The organism is Streptomyces sp. NPDC006430 (genome assembly GCF_040612395.1).
Lineage (GTDB): Bacteria > Actinomycetota > Actinomycetes > Streptomycetales > Streptomycetaceae > Streptomyces.
The window spans coordinates 525259-540154 of record NZ_JBEXQA010000002.1 but is presented as its reverse complement, the minus strand read 5'-3'; the positions used below and the strand labels follow the sequence as shown (position 1 = coordinate 540154).

13 protein-coding genes and 1 pseudogene are annotated in these 14896 nt (G+C 72.4%); 3 read left to right on the top strand and 11 right to left on the bottom strand.

The features are described 5' to 3' along the window. Positions 1-36: 36 nt before the first annotated feature. From ABZZ20_RS05625 to ABZZ20_RS05590, 8 genes are all read right to left on the bottom strand, one after another. Positions 37-945, bottom strand: coding sequence for an ROK family protein (locus ABZZ20_RS05625; RefSeq protein ID WP_356867009.1), 909 nt, complete (start codon positions 943-945; stop codon positions 37-39). Continuing rightward, positions 942-1952 carry a Gfo/Idh/MocA family oxidoreductase gene (locus ABZZ20_RS05620; RefSeq protein WP_356867007.1) on the bottom strand — a complete coding sequence of 337 codons (1011 nt, stop codon included), beginning with the start codon at positions 1950-1952 and terminating at the stop codon, positions 942-944. Before ABZZ20_RS05620 ends, ABZZ20_RS05625 begins: the two co-directional genes overlap by 4 nt. After that, entirely contained in the window at positions 1949-3319 is a 1371-nt protein-coding gene (locus ABZZ20_RS05615) for an aspartate aminotransferase family protein (protein WP_356867005.1), read from the bottom strand. Before ABZZ20_RS05615 ends, ABZZ20_RS05620 begins: the two co-directional genes overlap by 4 nt. A 322-nt stretch (positions 3320-3641) precedes the next feature. Continuing rightward, positions 3642-4964 carry a hypothetical protein gene (locus tag ABZZ20_RS05610; RefSeq protein WP_356867003.1) on the bottom strand — a complete coding sequence of 441 codons (1323 nt, stop codon included), beginning with the start codon at positions 4962-4964 and terminating at the stop codon, positions 3642-3644. 52 nt (positions 4965-5016) lie between these two features. Beyond that, positions 5017-6030, bottom strand: a complete 1014-nt coding sequence (locus ABZZ20_RS05605; RefSeq protein ID WP_356867001.1) for an NDP-sugar synthase — start codon at positions 6028-6030, stop codon at positions 5017-5019. Next, positions 6027-7292, bottom strand: coding sequence for an MFS transporter (locus tag ABZZ20_RS05600; protein ID WP_356866999.1), 1266 nt, complete (start codon positions 7290-7292; stop codon positions 6027-6029). Before ABZZ20_RS05600 ends, ABZZ20_RS05605 begins: the two co-directional genes overlap by 4 nt. Positions 7293-7637: 345 nt before the next feature. Continuing rightward, positions 7638-8903 carry a phosphoribosyltransferase gene (locus tag ABZZ20_RS05595; RefSeq protein ID WP_356866997.1) on the bottom strand — a complete coding sequence of 422 codons (1266 nt, stop codon included), beginning with the start codon at positions 8901-8903 and terminating at the stop codon, positions 7638-7640. 255 nt (positions 8904-9158) lie between these two features. Beyond that, positions 9159-9482, bottom strand: coding sequence for a plasmid stabilization protein (locus tag ABZZ20_RS05590; RefSeq protein WP_356866995.1), 324 nt, complete (start codon positions 9480-9482; stop codon positions 9159-9161). Between the two features lie 134 nt (positions 9483-9616). On the opposite strand from ABZZ20_RS05590, the gene ABZZ20_RS05585 reads away from it, so the two are divergent. After that, positions 9617-10018, top strand: a complete 402-nt coding sequence (locus tag ABZZ20_RS05585) for a DUF6479 family protein (RefSeq protein ID WP_356866993.1) — start codon at positions 9617-9619, stop codon at positions 10016-10018. Between the two features lie 44 nt (positions 10019-10062). On the opposite strand, the pseudogene ABZZ20_RS05580 reads toward ABZZ20_RS05585, so the two are convergent. Next, positions 10063-10930, bottom strand: a pseudogene (locus ABZZ20_RS05580) (ATP-dependent DNA ligase). Then, positions 10930-11862 carry a non-homologous end-joining DNA ligase gene (gene ligD, locus ABZZ20_RS05575; protein ID WP_356866991.1) on the bottom strand — a complete coding sequence of 311 codons (933 nt, stop codon included), beginning with the start codon at positions 11860-11862 and terminating at the stop codon, positions 10930-10932. The pseudogene ABZZ20_RS05580 and the gene ligD overlap by 1 nt, the downstream one beginning before the upstream one ends. A gap of 31 nt (positions 11863-11893) precedes the next feature. On the opposite strand from ligD, the gene ABZZ20_RS05570 reads away from it, so the two are divergent. Then, positions 11894-12994 carry a Ku protein gene (locus ABZZ20_RS05570; RefSeq protein WP_356866989.1) on the top strand — a complete coding sequence of 367 codons (1101 nt, stop codon included), beginning with the start codon at positions 11894-11896 and terminating at the stop codon, positions 12992-12994. Positions 12995-13130: 136 nt separating this feature from the next. On the opposite strand, the gene ABZZ20_RS05565 is transcribed toward ABZZ20_RS05570, so the two are convergent. After that, positions 13131-14018, bottom strand: a complete 888-nt coding sequence (locus tag ABZZ20_RS05565) for a nuclease-related domain-containing protein (RefSeq protein WP_356866987.1) — start codon at positions 14016-14018, stop codon at positions 13131-13133. Positions 14019-14224: 206 nt separating this feature from the next. Here ABZZ20_RS05565 and ABZZ20_RS05560 point away from each other — a divergent pair, with 206 nt between their 5' ends. Then, a complete protein-coding gene (locus ABZZ20_RS05560) occupies positions 14225-14836 on the top strand; it encodes a hypothetical protein (RefSeq protein ID WP_356866986.1) in 612 nt (203 codons plus the stop codon). Positions 14837-14896 lie beyond the last annotated feature (60 nt).

Here is a 14896-nt window from a genome sequence, read left to right as displayed (position 1 = left end):
GGTGGGAGGCGCAGGGGGTCGGTGGCCTGACCGGGTTCAGTGCGGCGACGGGGGGCGGGCCGCGCCGATCACGCCGGCCGCCCGGCCGAGGGTGCCGGGCACGATCCGGACGGCCCGGGCCGGCAGGGGCATCGCGCGGCGGCGCGCGGTGTCCTCCAGGACGGCGCCGAACAGGTCCCAGGCCGCGGCCATACCGCCACCGACCACCACGACCTGCGGGTTGAGGAGGTTGACGAGGGCCGCGACGCCCACGCCCAGCCATGCGCCGGCCTCCGCGAAGGCCTGCTGCGCGAGGCGGTCACCGCCGCGGGCCACCGCGGCCACTTCGGCGGCGCCGCCCGGCAGCTTCCGTCCCGCGCGGACGACGTACCAGCGGGCCACGGCCGTGCCGGAGGCCGCCTGTTCGAGGCAGCCGGTGCCGCCGCAGGGGCAGTCCGGGCCGTCCGGAACCAACGGCAGGTGGCCCACCTCGCCGGCCAGCCCGGTGGCGCCGAGCAGCGGGCGGCCGTCGACGACCGCCCCGCCGCCGATGCCGGTGCCCGCGAAGACTCCCACCGCGTGCCGGGCTCCGCGGGCGGCGCCGTGGCACCACTCGGCGAGCAGTGCGGCGTCGGCGTCGTTGACGACGTGGGTCACGGTCACCGGGCCGAGCACGATGTCGCGGGGGTCCAGGCCGAGCAGTTCCACGGCCCCGGGGGCGGAGGAGACCACCCCGGTGTCCGGGTCGAGGGAGCCGGGCAGGGCGATCCCCGCGCCGGCGATCGACCGTCCGGCGCGGCGGGCGGCGGCGTGGAACTCCTCGGCGGCGTCGGCGAGCTGGCGGATCAGGTCGCCCTCGCGGGGTACGTCGTACAGCGGGGCCGCCAGGGTGCCGTCGGCCCGCACCAGACCGGCGCGAACGTTGGTGCCCCCGACGTCGAAGCCCAGCCGGAGTCCGGTGCTCACCGCAGGCTCCGGGGAAGGCCGTCGTGTCGGGCCGAGGCGTACGCGGCTTCGGTGACCCGTACGGTGGACACCGCCTCGCCGAGCGGGCGCTCCCACTCCGCGCGGTCCGCCAGCACCTCGGTGAAGTCCGCGAACATCGCGGCGAACCACTCCTCGTGGGTGGAGCTCTCGGTGGGCGAGCGCAGGGCGCGCCGGGTGCGGCCGGCGGGCCCGTCCACGGTGACCACGTCGTCGTGGATGTCCGTCGCACGCGTAGCCGTGTAGAGGGTGTAGCGGTTGCTGCGCACGGTGCTGATCCAGCTGAGGTGGACGCGGCACACCCCCGCGGGGAACGTCATCTCCAGCTCGGTGGCCAGGTCGACGCCCGCGCCTGCGGGCGCTCCGGGGTCGAGCTGCATGCGGCAGGAGACCTTGTCTGGGGTCCCGCCGAACAGCCGGGTGGCCATGTAGATGCAGTGCGATCCGTGGTCGAGCAGGATGCCGCCGCCGGCCAGTGCGGCGTCGGTGCGCCAGTCGGCCTGCCACGCGGTGACCCCCGCGGCGTGTCGCGGGCGCAGGATCTCGATGGTGAGGTCCATCGGCGCGCCGTCCCGGTCCCCGGACATCCCGGCGGTCAGTTCGGCCATCATCGGCGAGAAGTGGTAGTTGTGCGCCGGGTAGAAGAGCCGGCCGTGTTGGCGCGAGAGCTCGGCCAGGCCGCGGGCCTCCTCGTCGAGGAAGGCCACGGGCTTCTCGCAGATCACGTGGTGCCCCGACGTCAGTGCCAGCGCCGCGTAGGGGGCGTGGTGCACGGGCGGCGCGCAGATGTCGACCACGTCCACCGCCCCGCGGTCGAGCAGCGCGTTCAGGTGGGTGTACGTGGTCACGCCCGGGAGCAGGGCCCGGGCGCGGGCCCGGCGCAGCGGCGAGGGGTCGACCACGGCGGTGACGGACGCGGTGGGCACCGAGCGGTACGCGGCGACGCGCGCCTCGCCCGCGGTGCCGAATCCGACGAGCGCGACCTTCATCGGGTGCCCCCGGTCCGTCCGGTCGGCCCCGGTAGGGCGTTCAGGGTCACGCGGACGATCTCCGCGGCCTCGGCGGCCTGGTCCTCGTCCACGGTGAGCGGCGGGTAGAGCCGCAGGGTGTTGCCGCCGGTCATCACCATCACGCCGGCTTCCAGCAGCGCCAGGTAGGCCCGTCGCACCGTTGCCGGGTCCGCGGGCTCCTTGGTGTCCTTGTCCGCGACCAGTTCGATGCCCAGCGCCAGACCGAGCCCGCGCACGTCGCCCACCAGCGGGGCACTGTCCACCAACGGTTTCAGCGATTCCAGGAGTTGCTTGCCCAGTCGCATCGCGCGGGCGGCCAGGTCCTCCTCCTGGATGATCTCCACGGTGGTGGCCACGGCACGGCAGGCCATCGGGAAGGCGCCGAAGCTCGACGAGCTGGCGCTCGGGTCGCTGAACGGGGCGGCGGACATCGTCTCGGTGGACGCGATGACGCCGGAGACCGGGTAGCCGGACCCCATGCCCTTGCCGACCGTGAGGATGTCGGGTTCGACCTGGTCGTGCTGGTAGGCGAAGGCCGTGCCGGTCCGGCCGAAGCCGGTCATCATCTCGTCGGAGATCAGCACCGCGTCGAACTCGCGGGCCACCGAGGACAGCGCGGCGAGGTAGCCGGGCGGGGGCACGACGTTGCCCGAGCGGCCCTGTACGGGCTCCACGACGATCGCGGCGAGCGCACCGGTCGAGTGCTGCTTGATCACCTCTCGGGCGCTGTCCACGCAGGCCAGACCGCAGCTCGGATAGCTGAGCTTCAGCGGGCAGCGGTAGCAGTTCGCGTACGGGGCGCTGAAGTTGCCGCTGGGCAGCGGCCCCAGGCCGGAGCGGGCGCTGCCGGTGGTCAGTGCCAGGCTGCCCATGGTCTTGCCGTGGAAGCCGCCCCAGAAGGACAGGAACTCGTGCTTGCCGGTGGTGGACTTGGCGAGCCGGAGCGCGGCCTCGACGGCCTCGGTTCCGCCGCTGTAGAGCTGGATCCGGTCGAACGGAGCGGGCAGGAACTCCTGGAGCACGCGGACCATGTCCAGCCGGGCCGGGGAGCCGAGGGCGCCTGCGGTCCAGGTCGTCAGCTGCCGGGCCATCTCCTGTACGAAGCGGGGATGGGCGTGACCGATGGAGTTGACGCCGCCGGCGCCCTGGAAGTCCAGGACGCGGTTGCCGTCGAGGTCCTCGATCACGGCGCCGTCGGCCGCCGCCACGCAGAACTTGGCCCAGAGCATCACTGCCTGGAGGCCGGGGCCGATGGTTTCCTGCTCCGCGCTCCAGTGCGCCGCGCTGCGCGTGGCCGGCACGCGCATTCCCCATGCAGCGGGCTGGGGGCCGGCTTCGCGGGTCATTGCTGCTCCGATCGGACGTGACGTCTGCTTGTGGGGGCTCGTGACGTGCCCCTCGGCCCGGGGGAGGGCGCTCGGTGGGTCTCGGTGATCTCGGTGATCTCGGTGATCTCGGCGGGGTGGGGTCGGGGCCCGGCTCGCTGAGCCGGGCCCCGACCCTCGCCAGGGGGCTTAGAAGAGGCCCTCCTTCAGGCGCATCTCCTGGATCTTCTTGATCGCGTCGAGCTTGCTCATGTGGACACCTCCTTTCGCGTGGGGTGGGGACACCGGCTTCCCGGGGGAAGAAACCGGATATCTGCGCGGAACCAAACGATTCCGCAAGCTTTTACCGCGCGGCGTACAGATCGATGTAGTCGACGGCCTTCCGGCGATCATCCGGGATGAATTCGGCGGGTCCGACCACCTGTAGCGCGACCGGCCGTCCGAACAATTGCCGGGTCAGGAAGTCACGCATCTCGGCAAGCTGCGACTCTTCGAATCCAGCGGCGGGCTGAATGCGGACCGAGAAGCTGGATTCAGCGTCCCGGACGATCTGGAACCGCAGCAGCGGGTAGCGGCGAAGAATGCGCGTCACACCACTGAGGCGCACCTCAGCACCGTCATCAAAGGAGATGACACCGGATTCCCGGCCGACGAGTTCAGTCAGCGCCCGGCCTTCTGCGCCGCAGGCGCAGATTCCTTCGACCAGCTTTCCGAAATCCCCTGTTCTGTACCTTATCAAGGGCATCACGTCATTGGTCAATCCCGTGACGACAATTTCTCCGACATTTCCCAGAGGAATATCGGAACCATCTTCGGACACCACTTCGACGAAAACCTTTTCCTCGACGTGGTAGCGCCCTTCGGCACACCGCACAGCGATGGTCCCGAACTCGTACATCGCATAGAAATCGATGACCCGAGCCGGACTGAAGGAGGATTCCAGGTAGCTGCGCACGGCATCCGAGACGTATTCGCCGTACGTCACGACCAGGCGCGGCGCCACCGCGACGCCGCCGGCATTGAGCCGCTGGGCGAACGCCACGCAGTCCGAAGGGTGCCCGTACACCACGTCCGGGTTGAAGCGCTGCACCTGGGCGAGCACGTCGGCCGACTCGCCGCCCGGACCGGTGCCGAACTCCGCGACCACCGAGTGCCAGCGGGCCGGGGACTCGTACTCGGTCCACGGCAGCGGGACCGTCTTCATCGGCTCGATGATGCGGCGCCGCTCGGGCAGCCCGAGGGCGCGGTTGCGGCGCAGGGCGGTGGCGTACTCGGACACGATGTGGTCCAGGCTGTGGATGACCTTCAGCGGCATGCCGGTGGTTCCCGACGTCGTGCCGAACCGGCACGCGTCGGGGTCGATGGAGTCGCTGCAGAAGTCCACCAGGCGGTCCCGCAGGTCGCGTTTGGAGATCAGCGGGAAGCGGGCCAGTGCGCCGTACGGGTCCGCGAAGTCCGCCTCCAAGACGGCTACTTCCCGGTAGGCCGGCACGTCCCGCACGGCATGGCGCAGGGTGGTCGCCAGCCGCGCCGCAGGGTTGTCCGGCTGTGCCTCCGAGCGGTACAGCCGGGCGATCCGGTCGTACAGCAGGGCCTCCTGCGCGACGGTCACCGCAATGGTGTGCCGGTAGCGCTGCCGCACGGCCTCGTCCGTGGCCGGGGTCATGGTTCCTCCTGGTTGCGTGCGTGGTGCGGGCCGGTGGGACGGGCGGCCCTGCTCAGTACAGGTGCGGCAGCATGGCGGGCCAGACCGCGGCCGGGTCGCCGTACACCGCCCCGCTGATGCGCGTGCCGGCCGGTACGGTGCTCCCCGGCAGCAGGACGCTGTCGGTGACGGTGGCCCCGGAGCCGACGGTCACGCCGTGCCCGAGGACCAGCGGGCCGATCAGCTCGCAGCCGTGGCCGAGCGAGACGTCCCGCCCGAGCAGCACCGGGCCGACGATGGTGGCCGGGGCGGTGAGGTCGGCGAACCCCTCGTCGTACACGCCGGGCCGGCGTTCCCGGCCCCGGTGCCCGGCCCCGAACCGGCCTTCGATGCCGAGGGTGTTGGCCAGGTGGAGGAGGTCCGCTTCGCCGACGTCGCACAGTTTGACCACGCCCCCGTCGAACACCTCGACGGTCCGGCCGCGGGCCGGCAGGGTGGTCAGCACGTCGCGGGCCATGTCGAAGGCGTCCGGCGCGGCGCCGGCCAGCACGTCGGGTTCCACGATCCAGGTCCCGAAGCAGCCGGTCGAGGAGCCGCCCACCGGTCTTCCCGGTTTGTAGACGAACCGCGAGACGGACACCCCGTCGGCCGTCTCGACGTAGTCCCCGCCCCAGTCCTCGGGAACCGGCGCTCCGGCCAACGTGACCGTGGGTCGGCGTTCGAGGTGCTGGGCGACGAGCCCGCCGAAGTCGGTGGTGCTGACCATGTCCGCGCAGGTGACCAGCACGGGCCCGGTGGCGAAGAACTCACGGAACGCACGCAGGGTGCCGACCGAACCGAGCAGGTCCGCTTCCTGGAAGAGTCTCAGTCCTGCCGCGTCGGCCCGGTGCTCGCCCAGATAGGACGCCATCAGGTCCGGGAAGGCGTGCACGTTGATCCCGATCTCGTCGCACCCCGCGGCGCGCAGCGCGTCGATGACGTGGCCGATGACCGGCCGGTTGAACACCGGCACCAGGGGCTTGGGCAGCTCGTCGGTCAACGGCCGCAGCCGTTCGCCGAGTCCGGCGGCGAGGATGAACGCCTTCATACGAGGTCCTCCGAGCGGGTCCGCGGCGCGTCTGCGCGCCGTACGGCCCAAGCCGCCGCGGGCGACGCCGCAGCCCCCGCGAAGAGGACCACCGCACCGATCCCGAGCCAGGCCAGCCAGCCGTACGCCAAGGTGAGGCCGGTCAGCGCGACCGGACCGATGATGTTCATGAACTGGGGCCCCAACCCGAAGAGGGCGAGGTACTCGCCGCGGCGGTCGTCCGGCGACAGCCTGTACGAGATCCCCCAGGCTGCCGCCGCCTCCAGCAACTCGCCGGCGGTCAGGGCGACCGTGGCCAGGGCAAGCAGCAGGAGCGTCACCGCACCCGAGGTGGCCTGGGTGGCGCCGAACACGACGCACGATGCGGCGATCGCGTATCCGGCCCGGCGCTGTGCCCGTGCGGCGCCCGGCACGTGTTCCGCACCGCGGCTGGCCCGCACCTGGCAGAACACCGAAAGGACGGTGTTGAGCAGCACCACCGCAGCGACGGTGGCGGCGGGCGCGTCGGTGCGCCGCAGCACCCACAGCGGCATGACCACGCTGAGGATCGTGTCGTTGACCATCATCACGCCGTTGATCACGGTCAGCAGCAGGAACGGGCCGTCCTGCACCGCGGCCCCACCGAGCTTGGCCGGGCCGCGCGGGGCGGGTTCCGTCCGGCGCAGGAAGCAGCCGATGAGGACCAGGTCGACGACGTAGCTGACCGCGTTGAGTACGGGCAGGGCGATGTACGCCTCCCTGGTGCCGACGGCGAGGGCCGCCGCCGCCAGCAGCATGCCGAGGGACATGCCGATGTTGGCGTTGACCCGCAGCCGGGCACTGGCCCGCACCCTGGCCTCGGTGCCCAGCACGTCACCCAGGTAGCGGCCCCGGCTCAGCCCACCCGTGGCCGAGCCGAGGGCCGACAGCACGATGACGACCAGGAACCAGCCGAATCCGTCGACCAGCGGGTAACAGGTGTAGAGCAGCGCCAGCACGCCCACGGAAGCCAGCCAGCACGTCCAGGACCCCAGCGCGTCGACGAGTACGCCGAGCGGTACCTGGAGCGCGAACACCACCAGGGCCGCGGCGGAGAGACCCAGACCCACCTGGGTCGCACTGCACCCGACGTACCCGGTGAAGAACACGGCGCTGCCCGCGGCGAAGACTCCGGAGCCGAGGGCGGTGGTGACCGAGCCCAGGGCGAGTGCCCTCGGGATCCCCTCCTGCACGCCGAGGCTGCGGTTCACGAAGGCGAGGGCGGCGCGACCCGTTGTGGACATCAGGGCCGGCCGCCCTTCAGGACGCACGGGACGACGTCGAGGACGACGGCGAGGAGGGCGGCGAGGACGGCGATGAAGGGAGGCGCGACGTCCACCTGCGTTCCGGTTCCCACGGCCATGCGGCGTCCCCCCTTCCCCGTACCGACCGGCGCCGGCTGCCCGGTCGCCTGCTCGATCGCCTGCTCGATCTCTGCGAACAGCCTCGCCGGCGGGCCACCGGGGCGTAAGGGGTTGCCCGTTGCCTGCGGATCTGACAACGGGCAACGCGGTTCCTGCGGGGGCAGCGGGAACGGCGGGAACGGCGGGAACCGCGTGGCCGGCGCGGGGATCGATCCCCGCGCCGGGTCAGGCCGGCAGGTGGTGGGTGAACCAGTCGCGGGCGAGGGCGGACACCTGCTGGAGGGCTCCCGGTTCCTCGAAGAGGTGGGTCGCGCCCTCGACGACCTCCAGGCGGTTCTCGCAGCGCAGGTGGCTCTGGGCCTCCCGGTTGAGGGTCAGGACCAGTTGGTCCTGACCGCCCACGATGAGGAGGGTGGGGGCGCGGACCGAAGCCAGGTGGGGGATCGCCAGATCGGGTCGACCGCCGCGGGAGACCACGGCGTACGTGTCCGCCCCGGGGGATGCGGCTGCGGTGAGGGCGGCTGCTGCGCCCGTGCTCGCACCGAAGTAGGCGATCGGGACGGGGGTTCGGGTGCGGAGCCAGGTCGTGGCCTCGGTGAGGCGCGCGGCCAGGTTGTCCACGTCGAAGACGTGCGAGCGGTCCACCTCCTCGGCCGGGGTGAGCAGGTCGAAGAGCAGGGTGCCGAGGCCGGCGCGGTTCAGGGTCGCGGCGACCTCGCGGTTGCGGGGGCTGTGGCGGCTACTGCCCGAGCCGTGGGCGAAGACCACCACCGCCCGGGCGGCCGGGGGGAGGGTGAGGTCTCCGGGGAGGTGGAGGCCTGCGGCGGGGACGGAGACGTCCTCCGGTGCGGTGGGGTGCCGGACCGCCTGGGCGAGGAGGGAGACGACCTCCTCGTCCGTGGTCTGCGAGAAGTCCCGGTACCACTGGCCGACCGCCGAGAACTCCGGAGGGGCGGAGAGGCAGACCACCTCGTCCGCCACCGCGCCCAGCCGGGCGACCGCGTCGGGAGGGGCCACCGGGACGGCCATCACCACCCGGGACGCGCCCTGCGCACGTACGACCTGGCATGCGGCCGCCGCCGTGGCACCGGTCGCGATGCCGTCGTCCACCACGATCGCCGTCCGTCCGCGGAGGTCCACCTTCGGTCGCCCCGCGCGGAAGCGGGCCGCCTGGCGGGCGAGTTCCGACTGCTCCGCCTGCTCGACGGACGCGATGTCCTGCGGGGTGAGCCGGCCGCGCCGCACGATGTCGTCGCTGATCACCCGTACGCCGCCTTCGCCGATGGCACCGAACGCCAGCTCGCGCTGGTACGGCACCCCGAGCTTGCGGACGACGATCACGTCGAGGGGGGCGTCGAGGGCGTGCGCCACCTGGAAGGCGACCGGAACCCCGCCCCGGGGCAGGCCCAGGGCCACCGGGTCGTCCGCCGCGTACCCGCGCAGTGCCGCGCCCAGTCGTCGTCCTGCGTCCTCGCGGTCCGTGAAGAGCATTTCGGGTCATCCCCAACATCGTCGCCCCCCTTCGAAACAACCCCTTCCGGCGCTCGGGCGCAAGTCGGGTCCGGTGGTCCGTACGGGGGAGGCGGGGTCGGATCTGTGGGTTTCGGCGGGTGGGGAGGGTAGGGGAGCGTGCGAGGTGGGCCAACACGAGACCGCGTTGCGCCGTTCAGTGGGTCCGCTAGACCGCGGCGCCGCCGGCTCCGGCCACTGCCGCCGGCCCACTGCGCCGGGCTGCGGCCCAGTCCCTCACTTCCCCAAGGCGCGCTTGAGCTGGGTCTTGTTCATGTCGGAGCGGCCGTGGATGTTGCGGCGCCGGGCCTCGGCGTAGAGCTGTTCGTACGTCGGCCCCTGCGCACCCGAGTGGGAGTGCAGGCCGCCGCGCCGGGAGGAGGACATGTCGTCCAACGAGGTGGGACTCGCGGTCTCGGACTCGCCGGCCCGGGCCCGTTCCTTGTTGACGGTCCGGGCGGCGATCTCCTCGGCCCGCTTCTCGGGCACGCCGCGCTCCTCGGCGCTCTCCTTGATGTGCTCGTACTGGCGTTCACGTTTGGGTGAAGATCCGCGAGGCATTTTCCTGACTCCCTTCGAGCCGGTCACCCCCTGCGCCTACCCCGGATCCGGTGGGGTAGGCGGATCGGTGGCCGGAGCAGAGGATCTTCCCTCGCCATAGGTGAAATGATCCTAAATGCGGGAAAATGATACGTATGGACATGACCCTGAGTGTGGACCACACGCTGACCAACATCGCATGGTTCGCGGTCGTCGGGATCCTTGTGGTCGGCTTCCTGATCGCTGCCTTCAAGCTGGGCCAGCGGGTCCGGGCCAAGGAGCCCCCGCCGCCGACCGCCGCGAGCCAGCCCCACCTGCCCAACGGCGGTGCGGTCTACGAGGTCCGCGAGGAGCGCGACCCCGTGGAGATCCCCGAAGGCGGTCTGCGCCCGCACGAGATGCAGGGCTACGGGAACTTCGGCTCCACCACGTCCACGCACCCCGACGAAGTGAGGTCCGAGCGGGAGTCCGGGTACCGGAACCCGCCCCACTACCCCGGCCCGCAGCAGCCACCCTACGGTCAGCCGCCGCAGGACAAGCCGACCGGGAACGCCTGACCGGCCGCCCGCCGCCTCTGACCTGCGCCACCCCACCGCGCAGGTCAGAGGTCCGTCCGGAGCCGGAGCACTTCCGGCGGCGGGTGCCGGGTCGAGGCGCGCCGAACCTCCGCCGTCAGCGGCGGATCGAGCGGGCGGAACGGCACCTCACCCACTCCGATCGCGGTGACCGTGGCCCCGCCCTCGGGGGCCGGACCCCCGCGGGCGACCACCGCCGCCGCCACCTCCGCCCGTAGCCCGGCGCTCAGCGGGCTCGACACCACCGGGGTCTCGTCCCCGACCGGCAGGACCAGGACCAGCGCGCGGGGACGGCGCGGGGTACCCGTGTACCCGACCACCGCCGCGTCCCGCACCTCCGTATGCCGGAGCTTCTGCCAGCCCCGCCGGCCCGCCGGGTACGACCAGGCCCTCGATCCCGCTGGCGGGCAGCGTCTCGTACCAGGTTGCGGCCAGCTCCGGGTCCGTCGTCATCGGGACCGGCTGCAACGGCGGGCCCAGCGGGAGCAGTAGGTCCACCAGGAGCGCCCGGCGCCGTTCGTACGGCCGCCCGCGCAGGTCCAGCCCGGCCAGTTCCAGCACGTCGAAGGCCGCGTACGAGGCCGGCAGGCTCTGGGCGAGCAGGGCGGCCCGCGCGGCCGTGGCCGCAGCCCGGCGCTGCACGAGGGCGAAGTCCGTACGGCCGGCGTTCCAGACCACCACCTCTCCGTCGAGGACGGTATCGGCGGGCAGCTGCCGTGCCGCGACCTCCAGATCGGGGAACGCCGCGGTCACGATGCGACCGGAGCGGGCCTGGAGGACGACGTCCTGCGCGGTGCGCACCACCACGAGGCGGTGGCCGTCGAACTTCGGTTCGTACGCCAGGCCCGCCGCACGCGGCAGGCTGCGGACGGGGGAAGCGAGGGCGACCTGGATCACGGCCGCCCCCTGGCGGTTCTGCCGGCCTTGGCGGCCTTGGGGGGTGCGGGGAGCGGACGGGCCCGGTCGGGGAGGAGCAGCGGGCCGAAGAGGTCCCCGTCACGGGCCAGCCGGGGCGGAATGTCATCGGCGAGGAAGACCAGGTCGGAAGGGGTGCGGCAGGCCTCGACCTCCTGCCACGACACGGGTGCGGAGACGGTCGGCCGGGCCCGCGCGCGCAGCGTGTAGGGGGCGGCGGTGGTCTTGGCGGCGGCGTTCTGGCTGTGGTCGACGAAGACCTTCCCGGGGCGCAGGGCCTTGGCCATGCGGTGCAGGACGAGGTCGGGATGCTCCCGCTCGGCCTCCTGCGCCAGCGCCTTGGCGTACTCGGACACGCGGTCGGAGGGGGTCGGCTCCAGGGCCACGGCCAGGTGCATGCCCTTGGCCCCGGAGGTCTTGGCGTACGCGTGCAGCCCGTCGGCGGCGAGGCGCTCGCGCAGCCACCGTGCGACGAGGCAGCACTCGACGACGGTGGCGGGAGGGCCGGGGTCGAGGTCGAGGATCAGGCGGTCGGCGATGCCCGGGCTACCCGCCGGCCACTGGGGGGTGTGGAACTCGACGACGAGGTTGGCGGCCCACATGAGGGAGGACAGGTCGGCGACGACCACCTGTTCGGCGGAGGCGTCATCGGAGCGGGGCACCGGAGTGGTCCGCACCCAGTCGGGCGTACCGGGCGGCGGGTTCTTCGTGAAGAAGAGCTGGCCGTCCGGGCCGTCGGGATAGCGCAGGAACGACACGGGCCGGTTGTGGATGTGGGCCAGCAGCGAAGGAGCGACGGTGGCGTAGTAGTGCAGCACCTCGCCCTTGGTGAAGCCGGTCTCGGGGTACAGGACCTTGTCGAGATTGCTGAGCGGGATGCGACGGCCCTCCACCATGGCGATCGGCGTCATACGATGAGACTGCCACGAAACGGGAGGAACCGTGCGATCCATCTGGAACGGGGCGATCTCCTTCGGCTTGGTCAGCATTCCGATCAAGCTCGTGAACGCCACCGAGAGCCACTCGATCTCCTTTCGCCAGATCCACCTGAACGACGGCGGGCGGATCCGCTACCGCAAGGTCTGCGAGGTGGACGGCGAGGAGGTGCCCGGCACCGAGATCGGCAAGGGGTACGAGGAAGCGGACGGGTCGATCATCCCGATCACGGATGAGGACCTGGCGCAACTGCCGATCGCCACGACGAAGACCATCGAGATCGTCTCCTTCGTACCGGCCGATGAGATCGACCCGCTCCAGATGGACGCGGCGTACTACCTGGCGGCGAACGGGGCGACGGCGGCGAAGCCGTACACGCTGTTGCGGGAGGCACTGAAGCGCAGCCGTCGGGTCGCGATCGCCAAGTACGCGCTGCGGGGACGGGAGCGGCTGGGCATGCTGCGGGTCGTCGACGACGTGATCGCGATGCACGGGCTGTTGTGGCCGGACGAGATCCGGGCGCCGGAAGGGGTCGCGCCAGAGGGGAAGGTGTCGGTGCGGGACGCCGAACTGGACCTGGCGGACGCACTGATGGCCACGTTGGGGGAAGTAGAGATGTCCTCGCTGACGGACGAGTACCGGGAGGCCGTCGAGGCGATGATCGCGGCAAAGTCGGAGGGCGCCTTCGAGCCCCCGACGGAGGTGGGGGTGGAGCCGGCCGGCGGGAAGGTCATCGACCTGATGGCGGCGCTGGAGAAGAGCGTGCGAGCGGCCAAGGAGTCCCGTGGGGAGACGGGTGCCGAATCGGCGGTCGGGGCCGCGGAGAAGGGCAAGGGGAAGGCCGAGGTCACACCCCTCCGGCAGTCGGGTGGAGGGCGGAAGGCGCCGACGACCGCGCCGAAGGCGGTCGGCGGCAAGAAGTCGACGACTGCGGCGGCGAGGAAGACGGCGTCCGGCGGCATGAAGAAGACTGCGTCGACCAAGTCGACCGCACACAAGTCCACTTCGAAGTCGGCCTCGAAGTCCGCCTCGAAGTCGACCTCGACCAAGAAGACGAGCACCGCGGCGGCGAAGAAGGCGGCTCCGCGGAAGCGGACTTCGGCCTAAGCGGAAGCGGCACCGGTCCCGCGACGTCCGGTGCCGTGCCTCGTAAGGCGCAGGAGCGCCCGAGCGCGTCCGGCGGCGCAGGCGCGGCGCCGGAGCGGAGGGGGCGGGGCTGGTGGGCTGGTTCCGCGGCGCTCCTTCAGCGGTTTCCCCCCGGGCTCCGCCCCGGACGGCGCACCTCGAACGGCTGGGCGGCCGGGCGGGGTCGGCGGGATTTGACCGGCGCTGGCTGCGGTCGCCATGTGCGGGTGTCGCGGGCCAGGCTGAAGAGGGCTTCGACGTCCGGGGGTTTGAGGGTGGTGGGGGCCGCCGCGAGGTGCGCGGGCGCCGTCGCCGGTTCGAGGACGTGGATGTCGCGGACCGTGGGGGCCACCTCGATGCGGGAGGCGTCGACCACGGCCAGGGTCGGAAGGACGGGGGCCGCCAGGGCGCGGGTGGCCGCAGCGGCGGCGCGGCGGATCCAGCGCGGGTCCGGCCGCGGCTCCGTGCGGCCCACCGCGAGGAGGAGGTCGCCGACGACCGTGCGCTGCCTGCGTCCCGGGAGCGTACGGATGCAGAAGGTTCCCGCGGGGCCGATGAGCAGGTGGTCGATGCGGCCCAGTCCCGGGAGCGGTATGCAGTGCAGCACCCGCCAGCCGTCCCCTTCGAGGGCGTCGAGGAGGTCTCCCATGCGCTGCTGCGCGGTCAGGTCCTGGCGGAGGCGATGGCGGGCGCGGGCGCCCGTCGAGCCGTGTTCCAGTTCGCCCAACAGGTCCTCGCCCGGGCGGTTGGGGGCCAGGTCCTCGTCCGGGGGGAGGGCCAGCCGGAGCAGGTCCGCCGGTGTGGGCACCGGAGGCGGGCCGATCGTGAAAGTGCCGGCCAGGTAGGGGCGTAACGCCGCCAGGACCGCCTCGCGGTGCTGGTCGGCGAGCACGCTGATCCGGTTGGTCTGCCGGTCGTACCAGGCCACCGCCTGCCCGTCGGGCAAGTTGACGTACAGCCGGCCGCGGCCGGGGCGACCGCTCGGCAGCACCTTGAGTCCCCGCATGGACCTCACCCCCGCCGTACATGGGAGCAGCCCGGGCGCCCCGCGGCAATCCCCTTGTGGAGTTCTCGGTCGTGTAACGGCTTCTACGGAACTCCGCCGGGTTCCTGTTACACGGCCATCGCCGTACTGCAACCGGAGCCTCCTACGGTGGTCCGGCCTGGACGCGCCAGGCCCCTACCGGCTCAACCGGCACCGAAGGACCCTCCGTGAGCACCGTCAGCCGCCGCACTCTCGTACGAGCCGCCGCAGTGACCGCATGCGCCGGAACCCTGCTCGCGCTGCCCGCCGCGTCCGCGCTGGCCGAAGGGGTGCCGGCGGCGTCGGCCGCGTACTCCTCCGCGGTCGCGCCGCGGACCCTGGTCAAGAGCCTCGCCCTCGCGGACGGCGTCTCCCGGGCGAACGTCTACCGCGTCGCCGAGGGCGTCTACCAGGCCGACATCCTGACGGCCAGCGGCGCCACGGCCGCCACCCTGACCAGCCGCGCCGGCATCGCCGGCTTCGGCGGCTCGGGCCGACTGCACGCGGCCCTCCAGCCGGACGGGCGACTTTCCTCCTGGGTCGGCGACACGGCCGGCCACAGCGGTACGCCGGGCTCCGCCGGCCACAAGACCGGGACCCGGGACGGGCGGGTCGTCCGGGCGTCCGCTCCGGACACCCGGACGGTCGCCGCCGGGGCCACCGGGGCGCTCGGTGTCGACGTGCTGGCCGGCGGTGCGGCAGACGGCGTGCTGCTGCTCGCTGCGGGCGGCGGTATCGCGGCCGTGGGCGCCGCCGGGCTCGGCTTCGCCATGCTGCGGCGCGGTCGGACCGGGGGGTGATCCGCAGGGACCTGAGAAAGCCCGAGAGAAAACGGGCATACCTCCGCATAAGGTTGGCGC